This window comes from Pseudomonas sp. yb_9 (genome assembly GCF_043103635.1).
Lineage (GTDB): Bacteria > Pseudomonadota > Gammaproteobacteria > Pseudomonadales > Pseudomonadaceae > Aquipseudomonas > Aquipseudomonas monteilii.
The window spans coordinates 103,454-120,029 of record NZ_JBICKA010000025.1 but is presented as its reverse complement, the minus strand read 5'-3'; the positions used below and the strand labels follow the sequence as shown (position 1 = coordinate 120,029).

General features: G+C 61.1%; 14 protein-coding genes. 7 read left to right on the top strand and 7 right to left on the bottom strand.

All coding sequences use genetic code 11. The features are described from left to right. Positions 1–7 precede the first annotated feature (7 nt). The 4 genes from aceF to ACF8MI_RS05875 all read left to right on the top strand — a co-directional run bounded on the left by aceF (position 8) and on the right by ACF8MI_RS05875 (position 6,021). Positions 8–1,645, top strand: coding sequence for a dihydrolipoyllysine-residue acetyltransferase (gene aceF, locus ACF8MI_RS05890; protein ID WP_104833579.1), 1,638 nt, complete (start codon positions 8–10; stop codon positions 1,643–1,645). Between the two features lie 283 nt (positions 1,646–1,928). Continuing rightward, entirely contained in the window at positions 1,929–4,619 is a 2,691-nt protein-coding gene (locus tag ACF8MI_RS05885) for a bifunctional diguanylate cyclase/phosphodiesterase (RefSeq protein WP_060499121.1), read from the top strand. Between the two features lie 106 nt (positions 4,620–4,725). Continuing rightward, positions 4,726–5,394, top strand: a complete 669-nt coding sequence (msrA, locus tag ACF8MI_RS05880; protein ID WP_060499122.1) for a peptide-methionine (S)-S-oxide reductase MsrA — start codon at positions 4,726–4,728, stop codon at positions 5,392–5,394. 3 nt (positions 5,395–5,397) lie between these two features. Beyond that, positions 5,398–6,021, top strand: a complete 624-nt coding sequence (locus ACF8MI_RS05875; RefSeq protein ID WP_104833580.1) for a glutathione S-transferase — start codon at positions 5,398–5,400, stop codon at positions 6,019–6,021. A 147-nt stretch (positions 6,022–6,168) separates the two neighbouring features. On the opposite strand, the gene creD is transcribed toward ACF8MI_RS05875, so the two are convergent. The 4 genes from creD to ACF8MI_RS05855 form a co-directional block, all read right to left on the bottom strand. Further along, positions 6,169–7,497 (bottom strand): cell envelope integrity protein CreD, encoded by a 1,329-nt coding sequence (gene creD / locus ACF8MI_RS05870; protein WP_200929000.1) that lies wholly within the window; start codon positions 7,495–7,497, stop codon positions 6,169–6,171. A 95-nt stretch (positions 7,498–7,592) separates the two neighbouring features. After that, positions 7,593–9,026: a two-component system sensor histidine kinase CreC gene (gene creC, locus ACF8MI_RS05865; protein WP_392517433.1), complete on the bottom strand. Its 1,434-nt coding sequence runs from the start codon at positions 9,024–9,026 to the stop codon at positions 7,593–7,595. Beyond that, a complete protein-coding gene (gene creB, locus ACF8MI_RS05860; RefSeq protein ID WP_060499126.1) occupies positions 9,026–9,706 on the bottom strand; it encodes a two-component system response regulator CreB in 681 nt (226 codons plus the stop codon). The genes creC and creB overlap by 1 nt, the downstream gene beginning before the upstream one ends. A 154-nt stretch (positions 9,707–9,860) precedes the next feature. Then, positions 9,861–10,361, bottom strand: coding sequence for an ATP-dependent zinc protease (locus tag ACF8MI_RS05855; protein ID WP_104833581.1), 501 nt, complete (start codon positions 10,359–10,361; stop codon positions 9,861–9,863). A 182-nt stretch (positions 10,362–10,543) separates the two neighbouring features. Here ACF8MI_RS05855 and ACF8MI_RS05850 point away from each other — a divergent pair, with 182 nt between their 5' ends. Further along, positions 10,544–11,431 (top strand): acyltransferase, encoded by an 888-nt coding sequence (locus ACF8MI_RS05850; RefSeq protein WP_060499128.1) that lies wholly within the window; start codon positions 10,544–10,546, stop codon positions 11,429–11,431. A gap of 144 nt (positions 11,432–11,575) precedes the next feature. Continuing rightward, complete coding sequence (locus tag ACF8MI_RS05845; protein ID WP_392517432.1) at positions 11,576–12,337, top strand: RHS repeat-associated core domain-containing protein; 762 nt, start codon at positions 11,576–11,578, stop codon at positions 12,335–12,337. Between the two features lie 41 nt (positions 12,338–12,378). Here the strand turns inward: ACF8MI_RS05845 and ACF8MI_RS05840 are convergent, their stop codons facing one another. Then, on the bottom strand, positions 12,379–12,960 hold the full coding sequence (locus ACF8MI_RS05840; RefSeq protein ID WP_060499169.1) for a DUF2780 domain-containing protein: 582 nt from the start codon (positions 12,958–12,960) through the stop codon (positions 12,379–12,381). Between the two features lie 224 nt (positions 12,961–13,184). On the opposite strand from ACF8MI_RS05840, the gene ACF8MI_RS05835 reads away from it, so the two are divergent. Next, positions 13,185–14,102: an RHS repeat-associated core domain-containing protein gene (locus ACF8MI_RS05835; protein ID WP_104833582.1), complete on the top strand. Its 918-nt coding sequence runs from the start codon at positions 13,185–13,187 to the stop codon at positions 14,100–14,102. Between the two features lie 167 nt (positions 14,103–14,269). Here the strand turns inward: ACF8MI_RS05835 and fdhA are convergent, their stop codons facing one another. Together fdhA and purU are read right to left on the bottom strand one after the other, a co-directional pair. Further along, entirely contained in the window at positions 14,270–15,469 is a 1,200-nt protein-coding gene (gene fdhA, locus ACF8MI_RS05830) for a formaldehyde dehydrogenase, glutathione-independent (protein WP_012270123.1), read from the bottom strand. Between the two features lie 245 nt (positions 15,470–15,714). Further along, on the bottom strand, positions 15,715–16,572 hold the full coding sequence (gene purU, locus ACF8MI_RS05825; RefSeq protein WP_060499132.1) for a formyltetrahydrofolate deformylase: 858 nt from the start codon (positions 16,570–16,572) through the stop codon (positions 15,715–15,717). Between the last annotated feature and the right edge of the window lie 4 nt (positions 16,573–16,576).

Below are 16,576 nucleotides of genomic sequence, written 5' to 3'. Positions count from 1 at the left end.
TTTTTAAGTGAGCGAACTCATTCGCGTACCTGACATCGGCAGCGGTGAAGGTGAAATCATCGAGCTGTTCGTCAAGGTCGGTGACCGTATCGAGGCTGACCAGAGCCTGCTGACCCTGGAGTCCGACAAGGCCTCCATGGAAATCCCGGCCCCCAAGGCCGGCGTCATCAAGGAACTGAAGGTCAAGCTGGGCGACCGCCTGAAAGAAGGCGACGAGTTGCTGGTTCTGGAAGCCGAGGGCGCCGCTGCTGCGGCCCCTGAGGCTCCAGCCGCTGCAGCTGCGGCCCCGGCTGCTGCCCCAGCGCCTGCTGCCGAAGCTGCCCCTGCGCCAGCCGCAGCCCCGGCTGCCGCCAGCGTGCAGGACATCCACGTGCCGGACATCGGCTCGTCGGGCAAGGCCAAGATCATCGAAGTGCTGGTCAAGGTCGGCGACACCGTCGAAGCCGACCAGTCGCTGATTACCCTGGAGTCCGACAAGGCCTCCATGGAAATCCCGTCGCCAGCTGCTGGCGTGGTCGAAGAAGTGCTGTGCAAGCTGGAAGACGAAGTCGGCACTGGCGACCTGATCTTCAAACTGAAGGTCGCTGGCGCAGCCCCGGCTGCCGCTCCGGCCCCTGCTGCCCCGGCGCCAGCCAAGGCTGAGGCTGCTCCGGCTGCCGCACCTGCCGCTGCTGCCCCGGCTGCCGCCCCGGCACCGGCTGCTACCGCACCGGCCGCTGGCAGCAACGCCAAGGTTCACGCAGGCCCAGCCGTTCGTCAGCTGGCCCGTGAATTTGGTGTCGACCTGGGCGCTGTTGCCGCCACCGGTCCGCACGGCCGCATTCTGAAAGAAGACGTGCAGGTTTACGTCAAAGCGATGATGCAGAAGGCCAAGGAAGCTCCGGCAGCAGCCGGTGCAACCGGCGGTGCCGGCATCCCGCCGATCCCTGCCGTGGACTTCAGCAAGTTCGGTGAAGTGGAAGAAGTGGCCCTGACCCGCCTGATGCAGGTCGGTGCTGCCAACCTGCACCGCAGCTGGCTGAACGTGCCGCACGTGACCCAGTTCGACTCCGCCGACATCACCGAGCTGGAAGCCTTCCGCGTTGCGCAGAAGGCCGTGGCCGAGAAGGCTGGCGTGAAGCTGACCGTGCTGCCACTGCTGCTCAAGGCCTGTGCTTTCCTGCTCAAGGAACTGCCAGACTTCAACAGCTCGCTGGCACCAAGCGGCAAGGCCATCATCCGCAAGAAGTACGTGCACATCGGCTTTGCCGTGGACACCCCGGACGGTCTGCTGGTCCCTGTGATCAAGAACGTCGACCAGAAGAGCCTGCTGCAACTGGCTGCCGAAGCGGCTGCGCTGGCCGAAAAAGCCCGCACCAAGAAGCTGTCGGCCGACGAGATGCAAGGCGCCTGCTTCACCATCTCCAGCCTCGGCCACATTGGCGGCACCGGCTTCACGCCGATCGTCAACGCGCCGGAAGTGGCTATCCTGGGCGTCTCCAAGGCGACCATGCAGCCAGTGTGGGATGGCAAGGCCTTCCAGCCTAAGCTGATGCTGCCACTGTCGCTGTCCTACGATCACCGTGTGATCAACGGCGCAGCCGCCGCGCGCTTCACCAAGCGCCTGGGCGACGTGCTGGGCGATATCCGCACCATGCTGCTGTAAGGCGGCCCGCTGCCCCTCCTTGCGAGGGGCAGTACCCTTTTCGAGCTGCCACGCTCGTACCTCAACCCCGTCGATTGGCGGGGCTTTTTTTTGCCTGACACAAGGTACATTAGGGCTGCGTAGCAGCCCTAAAATCTCCAGCCAAACTACAGAATCAGCCCTGACAGCCGATAACCTGTACACAGCATCACGCATGGCCGCTTGCCAGCCCTCGGGACATGATGCAACCTTGCCGAATCTGCCGCCGCCGCAAGGCCGCGTTCCCTCTTCAAGCGAGTCTTCGATGAAAAGCCAACCCGATGCCGCCAGCCGTGTGGCGGCCGAGGTCGTCACGCCGTTACCCGTGCCCTCGCGGCTCGGCATGCTGCGTTTCGAACGGCTCAACGAAGCCACCTGGGCCATGCTCTACCTGGACCCGGCCTGCGAGCGCCAGTTTGGCCTGCACGCCGGCGACCTGTGTGCCTTGGTAGACGCACCCTACGCCAGCCTGATGGAACCCGAAGTTCGCTACCGGTTGCACGACGAGGTCCAACTGCAACTGGCCCAGCGCGGGTACTACCGCGTGCGCTACACCCTGCACACGCCCAGCGCCTCGCTGCGCCTGCTGGAGGTGGGTGAAACCTACAAGCAGCATAACCGCCAGCTGTTGCGCGGCTACCTGAGCGTGCTCGATGACCTGCTGGACGATACCGGCGAAGCCGACGCCAACGACCTGGAATCACGCAACAACCGCCTGCAGCTGGCCCTGCAACTGAACCAACGCGCCCAGCAAGAGCAGCTGGAACACCTGGAGCGCGTGCACGGCCAGCAGGACCTGATCCTGCGCCTGGCTCGCCAGCGCTACAGTGCCGGGAACTCGCTGCTGGAAGCTGCCCAGCTGATTACCCGCAGCGCCTGCGAAATCTACAAGGTCGACAGCGCCAGCATCTGGCACCTGGACGACCAGCGTCTGGAACCGATCACCGCCTGGTACCGCGATGCACAAGAGCATCGCCAGCCCGAAGCCATCGATGCCAGCCGTTTCCCCGACTACCTCGACGCGCTGCACGCCAGCCGTGCCATCGACGCCCACAACGCCGGCCACGACCCACGTACCCGCGCCCTGGCGCAAAGCCTGTGCCCGGAAAACAAGGCCATGCTCGACGCAAGTATCCGTGTCGATGGCCAGGTCGTCGGCGTGCTGTGCCTGGAGCAGACCGGCCAGCCACGGGCCTGGCAATCGGACGAGATAGCCTTTGCAGGTGAGCTGGCCGACCAGTTCGCCCAAGTCATCACCAACCACAACCGGCGCACTGCGGCCAGCGCATTGCACCTGTTCCAGCGTGCCGTCGAGCAAAGCGCCAGCGCCTTTTTGCTGGTGAACCGCGATGGCCGTGTGGAGTACGTCAATCCGAGTTTCACCGCCATCACCCAGTACAGCACCGAAGAAGTGCAAGGCCGCCACCTGGGTGAGCTGCCGGCATTGGAGAACCTCAGCGAATTGCTGTTCGACTCGCCGTCGAGCCTGGCCATGGGCAACAGCTGGCAGGGCGAATTCAGGAGCCGGCGCAAGAACCTGGAGCCCTACTGGGGCCAGTTGTCGATTTCCAAGGTGTACGGCGATAACCGTGAGCTGACCCACTACATCGGCATCTACGAAGACGTCACCCAGACCAAGCTGGCCCAGCAGCGCATCGAGCGACTGGCCTACACCGACAACCTGACCAACCTGGGCAACCGCCCGGCGTTCATCCGCAGCCTGGACGAGTGCTTTGCCCGCGATGGCGAAAGCGCGATGTGCCTGCTGCTGGTGGACATCGACAACTTCAAGCGCATCAACGACAGCCTTGGCCACCAGACCGGCGACAAGCTGCTGATCAGCCTGGCCCGCCGCCTGCGCAACAGCTTGCACACCGGCGGTATCCTGGCGCGCTTTGCCAGTAACGAGTTCGCGGTATTGCTTGACGACACCAGCCTGGAAGATGGCCAGGGCGTTGCCCAGCAATTGCTGCGCACCCTCGACAAGCCGATGTTCGTCGACAACCAGTTGATCAACGTCACGGCCTCGGTGGGCCTGGCCTACGCACCGCTGCACGGCGCTGACCCGGCCAGCCTGATGAAAAACGCCGGCTTGGCGTTGCACAAGGCCAAGGCCAACGGCAAGCATCAGGTGCAGGTGTTTACCGAAGTGCTCAATGCCGAAGCCAGCTACAAGCTGTTCGTCGAGAACAACCTGCGCCGTGCCCTGACCCAGAACGAGCTGGAAGTGTTCTACCAGCCCAAGATCTGCCTGCGTAGCGGTCGCCTGCTGGGGCTGGAAGCGCTGTTGCGCTGGAACCACCCCGAGCGCGGCATGATCCGCCCGGATCAGTTCATCAGCGTGGCAGAAGAAACCGGCCTGATCATTCCCATTGGCAAATGGGTGATACGCCAGTCATGCAGCATGAGCCAGCAACTGCGCGAGGCCGGCTTGGGCAACCTGCACGTAGCGATCAACCTGTCGCCCAAGCAGTTTTCCGACCCCGACCTGGTAGCCTCTATCAGCACCATCCTCAAGGAAGAAGCCCTGCCACCGCACCTGCTGGAGCTGGAGCTGACGGAAGGCCTCCTGCTGGAAGCCACCGAAGACACCCACCGCCAGCTGGACGAGCTGAAGGCCTTGGGCCTGACCCTGGCCATGGACGACTTCGGTACCGGTTACTCGTCGCTGAGCTACCTGAAGAAGTTTCCGATCGACATTCTCAAGATCGACCGCAGCTTCATCAATGAGATCCCCGACAACCAGGACGACATGGAAATTACCTCGGCGGTGGTGGCCATGGCGCACAACCTAAAGCTGAAGGTAGTGGCCGAAGGGATCGAGACGCCGGAGCAGCTGGCGTTTCTGCGCAGGCACCGTTGCGACGTGGGCCAGGGTTACCTGTTTGACCGGCCAATTCCGGGGCGGGAGCTGGCTGAGCGGCTGAAGCGATACCCGCGTGGCCCTGTGGCCTGACAGCGGCGCCATCCTCGGGCACTATAGAAGCCATTCGGGTCCCTTCGCGGGCATGCCCGCGAAGGCCCCAACACCTATCCAACTGAAAAAACACAGAGGAACGGCCATGGTCCTGCGTTCGGAAATCCTGGTGAACAAAAACGTCATGCCAACTGCGGAACAGGCGCTGCCTGGCCGCGAAACGCCAATGGCCCTGCCCGAGTTCCACTACGTGTTCGAAGGCACCCCGCTGCTCGGCCCGTTCTTCGAAGGCGCCATCGACTTCGCCATCTTCGGCCTGGGTTGCTTCTGGGGCGCCGAGCGCCGCTTCTGGCAGCGCGAGGGCGTGGTCAGCACTGTGGTCGGCTACGCCGGCGGCTTCACCCCAAACCCTACCTACGAAGAAGTCTGCTCGGGCCTGACCGGCCACACCGAAGTGGTGCTGGTGGTGTTCGACAAGGACAAAGTCAGCTACCGCGAGCTGCTGGCGATGTTCTGGGAGCTGCACAACCCCACCCAGGGCATGCGCCAGGGCAATGACGTCGGCACCCAGTACCGCTCGGCCATCTACTGCACCAGCCCGGAACAGCTGGAACAGGCCAAGGCCAGCCGCGACGCCTTCCAGGCTGAACTGAGCAAGGCCGGCTTTGGTGAAATCACCACTGAAATCGACCAGGCGCCGACCGTGTACTTTGCCGAGGCCTACCACCAGCAGTACCTGGCCAAGAACCCGGACGGCTACTGCGGCATCGGCGGCACCGGTGTCTGCCTGCCACCCAGCCTGCAGGGCAATTGAAGCATGAGCACGATGACCCTGTTCCACTCGCCGTTGTCGCCTTTCGTGCGCAAGGTCATGGTGGTGTTGCATGAAACCGGCCAATTCGAAAGGGTGCAGCTGCAGCCGGTGAACATCAGCCCGGTGAGCGGCGACCTGCAGCTCAACCAGGACAACCCGATCGGCAAGATCCCGGCCCTGCGCCTGGAAGACGGCACCGTGCTGCATGATAGCCGGGTGATCTGCGAGTACCTCGACCTGCAACACGTCGGCCTGCCGCTCTTGCCCCGCGAAGGCTCGGCGCGCTGGCGGCGCATGACGCTGGTGTCGCAGGCCGATGCGATCATGGATGCGGCGGTGTCGTCGCGCTATGAAAGCTTCCTGCGGCCCGAAGACAAACGCTGGGACGGCTGGTTGCAGGCGCAGGGCGACAAGATCCGCCGCAGCCTGGCCAACCTGGAGCATGAGCACCTGCCCGAGTTGATGTCTGGGTTCGACCTGGCAGCAATTGGCGTGGCGTGTGCGCTGGGGTATCTGGATTTGCGTCAGCCCGAGTTTGGCTGGCGTGAGCGCCAGCCAGGGTTGGCAGCGTGGTATGCCGAAGTGAGCCAGCGGCCATCGATGGTCGCCACTGCACCGGTGGCCTGACCGGCCCTATCGCGAGCTAGCTCGCTCCTACATGGCCTGTGGCGCCCCTGTAGGAGCAAGCTAGCTCGCGATGGCCTCACCTCGGTACAACAGGAAACAACTGCCCAATCCGCTGGGCCAGCCACCGCCCAATTTCTCTATCCTCCCTCATGCCACCCTCCCCACCCGCGCCCAGTCCAGCCGCCGGGTCAGCACCATGAACACCCCCAGCAAGCCAAAACACAGCAGCGAGCCCATCAGCAGCGCATAATCCTCGGCGCTCAGCAGACCGTAGAGCAGCGCATACAACGCCGCCAACCCCGCCGCAAACCCAACCCCTCGCCCCAGGCTGCGCAACACATGGCTCAGGTAGAAGCCGATCAGCAGCACGCACGCCGAAGCCGACAGCCCATACGCCAGGCCAAACCCGATGTGCTCGGACAACGACAGCAACAATAGGTAGAAGAACGCCAGCGCTACGCCCACCAGGATGTACTGCACCGGGTGTACGCTCAGGTTTTTCAGCACTTCGAACAGGAAGAAGCCGGCAAAGGTCAGTGCAATGAACAACAGCGCGTATTTAATCGCCCGTTCGCTTTTCAGGTACTGGTCCACCGGGTCGACAAAGCTCACCCCGAAGCTGCGCTCACTGAAGTCGGTGCACTGCCCGGCAATGGCGCACTGGCGCAGGGCGTCTTCAAGGTTGGTGGCAAAGAACGATGTCTGCCAATGGGCGCTGAAGCCCTGGGGATCAATGTCGCGGCGGTTGGGCAGGTAGCTGCCGACGAAGCTTGGGTGAGGCCAGTTGGCGCGCATGTCCACGCTGCTGGTACGGCCCACCGGCACGATGTGCAACTGGCCAGTGCCTTGCAGCGCCAGATCGAAGCCGTAGCTGAATTCCCGCGCCTGCAGGCCGTCCAGCGCTGGCAGGCTGGCATGCACGCCGCCGCGCATCCAGTCGAGCCGAGTACCGGCCTCGAACGGCACCTTTTGCACATCCATGCTCAGTCCCAGGCCGTTCTCGATGCCGCGGATATCGCTGATGCCCACCACCAGGAACGGCTTGTCGAAGCGGTAATCGTCGAAGTCCTTGTCGATGCCCCAGCGCTCCGGAAGCTTGAAACGACCGCTGATGCGGCCTTTGGCGTGGAACAGGCGGGCCTGGTAGATACCTCGGGCACGTAGTTCGGTGTCCACACCCAGGTCGGCGTCAAAGGTTTCCGGCAGGAAGTACAGGTGGCCGGCAACAGTGCTGGTTTCCTGAGTACGCTCGCCATCCTTTTCGATCCAGCGGCGCTGGTACTTGCGGTACGGCACCACCAGCAGGGGGCCGCTGAGCTGCTGGTCGAAGCTGGCACTTTGCGCGATGTCGCGCAGTACGTCGTCGCGCAGGGCCTGGCGCTCATCGATCAGGCCGTTGATCAGCAGCAACGGGATGAGCAGCAGCAATATGAGCACGGCTATCAGGCCGAGTTTGTATCCGAGGGTCTTGGTCATGGGGCCTCCTGTGGCAGTGGGCGCAGTGTCTGCGCCTTGCGTGGAGGCCTTGGGGAGACTGTGTGGAGATTGTGTGTTTTTGGGCCGCAGCTACCTCAACTGATACGCCGCACCGGCAACCACAACCGTACCCGCACGCCGCCATCGACGTTATCCACCGCCAACGCCCCACCATGCAGCTGCATCACTTCAGCCACAAAGTTCAGCCCCAAGCCGGTGCTCTTGCGCCCACTTCCTGGCCGCGGCAGCGAGTAGAACCGTTCGCTGACCCGCCCGATGGCATACGCCGGTATCGCCTGCCCCTGGTTGAACAGGCTCAACGCCACCCGCTCGCCATCGCGGTCAAGGTCGAACAGCAGCGCCCCCCCTTCGGGGGTGAAGTCCAGCGCGTTATCCAGCAGGTTGGCCAGCGCCTGGCGCATCAGGAACGGATCACACAGCAAACGCAACCCGGCAGGCACCCGCTGACGCACGTGCAGACTGGCCCCATCGATGCACGCTGCATGGGCCAACAACAACTCGTCCACCAACGCCGCCAGTGCCACCTGCTGCTCGTCTTCCAGCGCCTGCATCTGCTCGACCCGGGCCAGGTTGAGCAGGCGCTCGACCATCTGCTGCAAGCGTTCGCTCTCACGCTCGATATTGCCGGCAAACCGCGCGCGCTGGTCGGCCGGCATCTCGTCCTGCAACAGCTCGGACGCCCCGCGTATGGCCGCCAGCGGGCTTTTCAGCTCGTGGGTCAGGGTGTGCACGTAACGCTCGACATAGGCCTTGCCCTCCAGCTGCGTGCGCATGCGTTCCACGGCCTGGGCCAAATGCGCCAGCTCGCCGCCCTTGTAATGAGGCAACGCGGCGCGCTCGCCTTCACTGACAGCTTGGGCATAGCGGGCCAGCCGGCGCAGCGAGCGCGCCAGCCACCACGACAATGCTGCACCGATCAGCAGGCCCAGACCGATCAACCCCAGGCCCAAAGTGAGCAAGCGCTGTTCGGAGCGGTCGATGTACGGTTGCAGCGAGCTGTTGGGCTTGGCCACGGTAACCACGCCGATGATCTTGCCCTCATCCGTGATCGGTGCAGCCACATGCATCACCGAGGTGCTTTCATCGTTGGGGTCACTGCGGGTGGAGCGGGCACCGTACTCGCCACGCAGGGTCTTCAGCACGTCATTCCACTGCGAATAGTCCTTGCCCAGGGCCTCGCCGGTGGAGTCCAGTAGCACGATACCCTTGGCATCGGTGACATAGATGCGGTGGCTGACCTGGGTCTTGGCCAGGCCCCAGATTTGCGCGCCGGGGCTACGCGTGCCATAGGCCTTGAGCACTTCGGGCAGACGGCTTTGGTTCAGGGTCCCGGCCTTGACGTCATCACGCAGGATCTCGGCCAGCAGGTTGGCGGTGTCGACCAGTGTTTCTTCAGAGGACTGGCGCACCACCGGGCGAATTTGTTCGCGCACGGTATTGAGCAAAAAGTAGCCCGCCAACCCGACGAACAGGAAGTACACCAGGAAAATCCGGATGCCCAGGCGCATCAGGCATGGTCCGGGCTGTAGCTGTAGCCGAGGCCGCGGTGGGTCTGGATCGGCTCGGCGTCGCCCGCTACCTGGCGCAGTTTCGCGCGTAGGCTCTTGATATGGCTGTCGACGGTTCGCTCGTAGCCCACATCGGAGGCCACGCCCAAGGCGTCGAGCAACTGTTCGCGGCTGAACACCCGCTGCGGTTGTTCCAGCAGGGATTGCAGCAGACGGAACTCATGGCGGGTCAGGGTGAGTGGCTGGCCACGGTACGTGATCTGCATGCGCAGGGTGTCGAGCTGGAACAGCGCGGTATCGGTGGCAGGCTCGGCCCGAGGCGCCATGCGCTTGAGGATCGCGCGTACCCGTGCGGCCACTTCGCGCGGGCTGAAGGGTTTGACCACGTAGTCGTCGGCACCGATTTCCAGGCCTACCACCCGGTCGATTTCACCGTCGCGGGCACTGAGGAACATCACCGGCACCTCGGTGAAACGGCGCAACTGGCGGCAGGTTTCGAAGCCACTGATGTCGGGCAGGCCGATGTCGAGGATGATCAGGTCGGCCGGGCGCTGGCGTTGCTGGTCGAGGGCGGCGCTGCCCAAGGTCACCCATTCGGTGCTATGACCGTCTGCCTGAAGGGCATAGACCAAGGTGTCGGCGATGGCGGCTTCGTCTTCGACGATGAGGATATGGGGCATGGCGTCCGGCCTTGTTGAGGGCAGACTGCACTTTTAGCTCACTGGCCTCTTCGCGGGCAAGCCCGCTCCCACAGGTACTGTGCTGCCCTTCAGAGCAGCGCTAGTCCTGTGGGAGCGGGCGTGCCCGCGAAAGGGCCAGAACAGGCGGATCGAATCAGCAGTCAGGTTTGCCAGCAGTAAACTTCTTGGCGGGGTTCACGGCAGCCTTGAACTCGCGCAGCGCCTTGGAACCCACCAGCAGCGGGTAATTGAAGCTGCTGCGGTCCACCAGGTTCACCTCCACGGTGCGCTTCACGTCACCCAGGCACAGCTCCAGGTCCACCACCGGGCGCTTGGAGATTTCCGGCGCATCGCCTTCTTCCTCTTCATCGGCACGCCCTTTGATCTTGCTGATGCGCGATACCTTGTGCTCGTACACCTTGCCGTCCGAGTCTTTCGTGGCCAGGCGGAAACGCACCCATTCGTCGCCATCACGGGTGAACAGTTCGATGTCCTTGGCCGACAGCGAAGCGGTGAAAGCACCGGTGTCCATCTTGGCTTTAAGGGTTTCGCCCAGCTCGGGCAGGGTGATGTTCTCGTAACGGCCATAGATCGTAGGCTCGGCGGCCATTACCGGCAGTGCCAACAGCGACAACAGGGCAAGCAGAGGTTTCACAGGCAGGCTTCCTTGAGAGGGGTCAGTGCTTAGACTGCACGGGCAAGATAGGTTCGCTGTCACAAGGTTAACCAACATGTTGTGAAACATTTGTCCCTGCCGTCGGGCATTGGACATTTGGCGTAGGCCACGGCGCTGCTTATCATTGCCAACCGTTTATCTCCCATAACAAGAGTCTCCTTATGCGTCGCCTGCTGACCGGCATTCTCACTACCACCCTGCTGCTGCTCAATACCGTGGTGTTGATCTGCCCGCTGCTGGTCTTCGCCCTGCTCAAACTGGTGTTGCCGGGCCGTGGCCGCGACTATGCCTCGTGGGCGGTGATGTGGGTGGCCGAAACCTGGTCGGAAATCGACAAGGCCATCTTCGCCTTGTGCATTCCTACCCAATGGGACATTCGCGGCGTCGAGAACCTGCGCAAAGACACCTCGTACCTGGCCGTGAGCAACCACCAGACCTGGGTCGACATCCCCGCGCTGATCGAAAGCCTCAACCGCCGCACGCCATTCTTCAAGTTCTTCCTGAAGAAAGAGCTGATCTGGGTACCGCTGCTGGGCCTGGCCTGGTGGGGGCTGGATTACCCGTTCATGAAGCGCTACAGCAAGGCCTTTCTGGAGAAGCACCCGGAGCTCAAGGGCAAGGACCTGGAAATCACCAAGGCCGCCTGCGAGCTGTTCAAGCGCCAGCCGGTGACCGTGGTGAACTACCTGGAAGGCACCCGGTTTACCGAGGCCAAGCGGCTGGAACAGCAGTCGCCGTATCGCTACCTGCTCAAGCCCAAAGCGGGTGGCGTTGCGTTTGTGCTGGCGGCGTTGGGTGAGCAGCTGGATGCCTTGCTGGATGTGACCATCGTGTACCCCGGCAACAAGGCACCGGGGTTCTGGGATTTGCTCAATGGCAGCATTAGCCAGGTGATTATCGACATTCAGGTGCGTGAGCTGGACCCGGCGTTGTGGGCGGGGGATTACGAGAATGATCCTGAGTTTCGACAGACGGTGCAGGCCTGGGTGAATCAGCTTTGGGTAGAGAAGGACCAGCGGATCGAGCAACTGCGGGCGGAAATGGGCTGAGATCTCATCGCCTGACCCAGGCGGACGGATTTGGCGGTGCTGACCGTTGGCTTGCGCTGAGCAGCGCGTCTGGTGGACTTCACCGAAACAGGCTGAGACCTGAAGCTGCTACTGATAAATCTGCCAGTTGTGCGTGGCCGCAGCGTGAACAAGACTGTCGCCCTTCTGTTTTTCGTGAGGCCAGGCCCAGTGTCGGTCATTCTGTTTGTTTATGGTCCTTATGGCCAACATGATTGCTCGACAGGCCAAACAGCTAAGTTGGGTTTCAACGGTGAGCGCTACGACCCGCTCACCCGCTCGTACGCACTGGGCCAAGGCTATCGCAACTATAGCCCGGCCTTGATGCGCTTCCAGAGCCCGGATGACCTCAGCCCGTTTGCACAAGGAGGGCTGAACGCCTATGCCTACTGCGTGAACGATCCCATCAATCTCTTAGACGCTACAGGGCATGCGCCCACCGCTGGGCAATTGCATGAGCGCATAAAGCAGATGGGGCTGAAGGTGCCTTCAGCCACCTCTCAAGTACACGGGCGTGCAAACGCATCGAAACGACAGAGTCTTCCGCGCCCCCTCTCAGCGTCAAGAGACGCCAAACCGAAAAAGACACTCCGCTTCAACGAAACCACAGAGACATTTTTCTACGAGGAAGAGCGGTCAAAATTCAAGCGCCAGCTCTACCAAGAGCGCAAGGCAATCATCAACTACATGGGAAGGGAATACAGGGTCTTTGAACTGTACCAGCGTGAATTGAACACGCTGCTGGCTCCCACTACCGAAGCCATGTTCAAACAATCCAAAAACCCCCGCGGGCATTTGGCGCTGATCACCTTTACCCAAAGCCAGTTAGATGATGCGCATGAGCGTCTCAGGCAGCTTAACAAGACGCTCAAAAGTATCCGTTTATAAGATAAGACGTGCGGCGGTTAACACCTCAATGGGTCAACGACTCATACCGACGGCATAACCGCAGGTGTCGGGGTAGTCCACAGGTTCCCCAGGTTCTGCAGCAACGACCCGGCAATCCCCTGCTGCCCCAGGTACTGCAGAATCAACGGCGCAAACTGCCCGATCATCCCGGTATCCATCCCCAGCGCTTTGAACGCAGTGTCCAGGTCGCTGCGGTTTTCCACGTTGCTGCCCAGCGCGTTGCTCAACGCCGACTGGCTTTCGCTGTTCTTGCCCAGTAACCCACCCAGCCCACTCAGCCCGCCCAGCGCATTGGCCCCGGCCAGCAGGTCCAGCCCCGGTACCGCCTTGGTCAGTTGGCCATAGTCCTCGCTGCTCAGGTTATTGCGCGCCAGCCCCAGCATCGCCCCTGCCCCACCCACGGCCTGTTCGGGAGTGATCTTGAGTTCGCTGCCCAGGGTGTTGAGCAAATTGGCCTGCGTCTCGGGCGCCTGCACCTGGCCTTGCTGATTCTGATGCTGGTTCTGCATGGCCGACACGGCGTTGGCAGCGTCGCTGAGGTTGAAGGCGAACACCGGGCTTGCGGCCAGGGTCATCAGGGTTGCCAGGGTAAATGCTTTCATCATCGGAAGAGGATCTCGTGGGCCGGGATGGCCTGTGAATCGAGCTATTTGACTCGTATTTTTGAAGTTTGTTCCCAGTCAACGGTCAAGACACAGAAACGGTGCCAAACCGACAAGAGGTCGATCATGAACTAGTAATTTTGCCAGTTGCGTAACAGCCAATGACACTCAAAACTGATTACCTGAGCCCAATCTTCGCATCACCGCTAAAAAAGGGATAATAAATGACAATCAATACCAAGCTTTCAATATTCTATCAAGCCAGAAATTTCCATACTATTATTAATGATGAGGACCACACGTCAATTTTCCAAGGCGATAGCAGGCCAATAGCGGAGCGCACTTCGAACGCTACAGATAACAACATATCGTTTTTTTCATTAGACACCTTGGGCACACCCGTAAACATCACCGGCAACGAGGGAACTTTAGAAAAGGTATTTTCTCCTTATGGATACACCGCTAAAAAACACCAAGAAAGCACTCTTATTGGTTTCGCAGGCGAACCTCTGATAATCACAGAAAAATATTTACTTGGCAGCTATCGATTATACAGTCCCGTTTTGATGCGTTTTCTTTCTCCCGACAGCCTCAGCCCGTTCGCTAAAGGTGGAGTCAACGCATTCTGCTACTGTGGAAACGATCCCATAAACTACTCAGATGCTTCAGGTTATTTTCGCATTCGTAGCTTCCTAGGGCATACATTCCGCCCCAAACTTCCAAAACTAACCTTTCCACAGAGCGACAATATAGCACCTCCGTCATATCAAGAAGCGATCAAGCCTATAGACAACTTTAAACCCCCAACTTACAAACAGGCACTGGCAATGTTCCCCGATGAGAGGTCTAATATAATCAGCACAGCTTCAAATTTATCTACGGAAAAATTTCAACCGCTCGTCAACCAGTACGAGTCTTATATAAAGCAACAGCAGGTAAAACAAAGCTTTGCAACTAATCAAGCCGCGGACCATTTTCGCAAGATGAACCGGTTAACCCACGGATCAGATTCATGGCTTTTTTACAATGTCGCGCGACAAAGAGAAATGGACAAAATTTGGCACTACGAACAAAAAATAGCAATCATCAAGAGTGAAAAACAAACACTTCAAGACTATCTAGCTACCCTTAGACACCGCTAACTCAAATTTGCCAGCGCCACAGCAAATTGCATTGCAGTCGATCAACTGGCTTGACTCTTCGCGAGCAAGCCCGCTCCAACACATGTGGCGAAAGGCTGGGGCTTGCTATTGGACAACAGCCATGAAAAAGCCCCTCGAATTGAGGGGCCTTTCTTGTTGGACGTTTATTACGCAGCACCCCACATCTTGTGCGGGTCAATCACAAACTTCTTCGGCACCCCCGCATCAAACTCACCGTATCCTTCCGGCGCCTGGTCCAGGTTGATCACCTGCACGCCCACCACCTCGGCGATGTTGATCCGGTCCCACATGATCGCCTGCATCAGCTGGCGGTTGTACTTCATGGTCGGAGTCTGACCGGTGTGGAAGCTGTGGGATTTCGCCCAGCCCAGGCCAAAGCGAATGCTCAGCGCGCCGATCTTGGCAGCAGCATCCACAGCGCCCGGGTCTTCGGTCACGTACAGGCCCGGAATACCAATACTGCCGGCCACGCGGGTAACCTGCATCAGCGAGTTCAGCACGGTAGCAGGGGCTTCGTGCTTGGCGCCCTCGTGGCCATGGCCACGGGCCTCGAAGCCAACGGCGTCGACGGCGCAGTCCACTTCCGGCTCGCCGAGAATATCGACGATCTGCTCATGCAGCGGGGTGTCCTTGGACAGGTCGACCACTTCAAAGCCCTGCGACTTGGCGTGGGCCAGGCGGGCCGGGTTCAGGTCGCCGACGATGACGCAGGCGGCGCCCAGCAAGCGAGCCGAAGCAGCGGCAGCCAGGCCGACCGGGCCAGCGCCCGCGACGTAAACGGTGCTGCCTGGGCCTACGCCGGCAGTCACGGCACCGTGGTAGCCGGTAGGCAGGATGTCGGACAGGCAGGTCAGGTCACGGATCTTTTCCATGGCCTTGTCGCGCTCGGGCAGTTTCAGCAGGTTGAAGTCGGCGTATGGCACCAGCACGTACTCGGCCTGGCCACCGGTCCAGTCGCCCATGTCGACGTAGCCGTAGGCACCGCCAGCGCGGGCCGGGTTGACGGTGAGGCACACGCCGGTGTGCATCTCTTTGCAGGAACGGCAGCGGCCGCAGGCGACGTTGAACGGCACCGACACCAAGTCGCCGATCTGCATGCGTTCGACGTCGCTGCCCTTCTCAACGATTTCACCGGTGATTTCGTGGCCCAGGACCAGGCCGACCTGGGCAGTGGTGCGGCCACGGACCATGTGCTGGTCAGAGCCGCAGATGTTGGTGGAGACCACCTTCAGGATTACGCCGTGCTCGATCTTCTTGCCGCGCGGGTCCTGCATTTTCGGGTAGTCGATCTTCTGCACCTCGACCTTGCCGGCGCCGAGATATACCACTCCACGATTGCCAGACATGCTCTTACCTCGCTTGATTTGTATTTATGCAGCGGTGGTTGAACGCGCCGCCATCCATGGGCGGCATGTGTTTCTGGAATGCAGGGAATTGTGGGCCGGATACGGCGGGATGCACTGACTGGGAGCGACAGGGAGATGCCTTTTAGCGGCAGGGGTGTCGCTGGAGGATATGGAGGAAAGTAACACAGGTGGTGACCTGCACCGGCCTCTTCGCGGGCTTGCCCGCGAAGAGGCCGGTGCAGGTGCTAGAGAACGACCGTCCGGTTGGCGTTCAGGAACACCCGCCGCTCGATGTGATAACCCACGGCCCGCGCCAGCGTCAGGCACTCGATATCACGCCCTTTGGCAATCAGGTCTTCCGGGTAATGGCTGTGGTCCACCACCTCCACGCCCTGGGCAATGATCGGCCCTTCATCCAGGTCGTTGTTGATGTAGTGCGCCGTGGCACCCACCATCTTCACGCCCTTGTTATACGCCTGGTGATAAGGCTTGGCGCCTTTGAACCCTGGCAGCAACGAGTGGTGAATGTTGATCGCCCAGCCATCCAGGCGCCTGCACAACTCGGGCGACAGCACCTGCATGTAGCGAGCGAGGATAACCAGCTCTGCGCCAGTCTCCTCGATCACCTGCAGCACCTTGCGCTCTTGCCCAGGCTTGTCCTTGGGGTCGAGCGCAAAGTGGTAGTAGGGAATCTTGTGCCAATGCGCCAGTGGCTCGAGATCAGGGTGGTTAGACACCACCGCAACCACATCCATGCCCAGCTGGCCGATGCGCTGGCGATACAGCAGGTCGTTCAGGCAGTGATCGGCCTTGGACACCATGATCACCACCTTGGGGCGGTGATTCGGTGCGGTCAGCTCGAACGCCATGCCGAACGCTTCGCTGCGCTCGGCAAGGCCGACCCGGAAGCCGGCCTCGTCGAAATCATCCGGCTGGCGGAACTCCACGCGAATGAAGAAGCGCCCCGACTGCCGGTCATCGAAGGAGTGGTGCTCCGTCACGTAGCAGCGCTGCTCGAAGAGGTAACGCGTCACCACGTCGACGGTGCCGAGCATGCTCGGGCAGTCGGCGGTGAGAATCCAGGTATCCGGTGCCCGACTCATGTTC

Excerpts from the sequence above, each read along its gene's own strand:
- ACF8MI_RS05885 (WP_060499121.1), top strand. The coding sequence starts at position 1,929 with ATGAAAAGCCAACCCGATGCCGCCAGCCGTGTGGCGGCCGAGGTCGTC.
- msrA (WP_060499122.1), top strand. The coding sequence starts at position 4,726 with ATGGTCCTGCGTTCGGAAATCCTGGTGAACAAAAACGTCATGCCAACT.
- ACF8MI_RS05875 (WP_104833580.1), top strand. The coding sequence starts at position 5,398 with ATGAGCACGATGACCCTGTTCCACTCGCCGTTGTCGCCTTTCGTGCGC.
- creD (WP_200929000.1), bottom strand. The coding sequence starts at position 7,497 with ATGACCAAGACCCTCGGATACAAACTCGGCCTGATAGCCGTGCTCATA.
- creC (WP_392517433.1), bottom strand. The coding sequence starts at position 9,026 with ATGCGCCTGGGCATCCGGATTTTCCTGGTGTACTTCCTGTTCGTCGGG.
- creB (WP_060499126.1), bottom strand. The coding sequence starts at position 9,706 with ATGCCCCATATCCTCATCGTCGAAGACGAAGCCGCCATCGCCGACACC.
- ACF8MI_RS05850 (WP_060499128.1), top strand. The coding sequence starts at position 10,544 with ATGCGTCGCCTGCTGACCGGCATTCTCACTACCACCCTGCTGCTGCTC.
- ACF8MI_RS05840 (WP_060499169.1), bottom strand. The coding sequence starts at position 12,960 with ATGAAAGCATTTACCCTGGCAACCCTGATGACCCTGGCCGCAAGCCCG.
- ACF8MI_RS05835 (WP_104833582.1), top strand. The coding sequence starts at position 13,185 with ATGACAATCAATACCAAGCTTTCAATATTCTATCAAGCCAGAAATTTC.
- fdhA (WP_012270123.1), bottom strand. The coding sequence starts at position 15,469 with ATGTCTGGCAATCGTGGAGTGGTATATCTCGGCGCCGGCAAGGTCGAG.
- purU (WP_060499132.1), bottom strand. The coding sequence starts at position 16,572 with ATGAGTCGGGCACCGGATACCTGGATTCTCACCGCCGACTGCCCGAGC.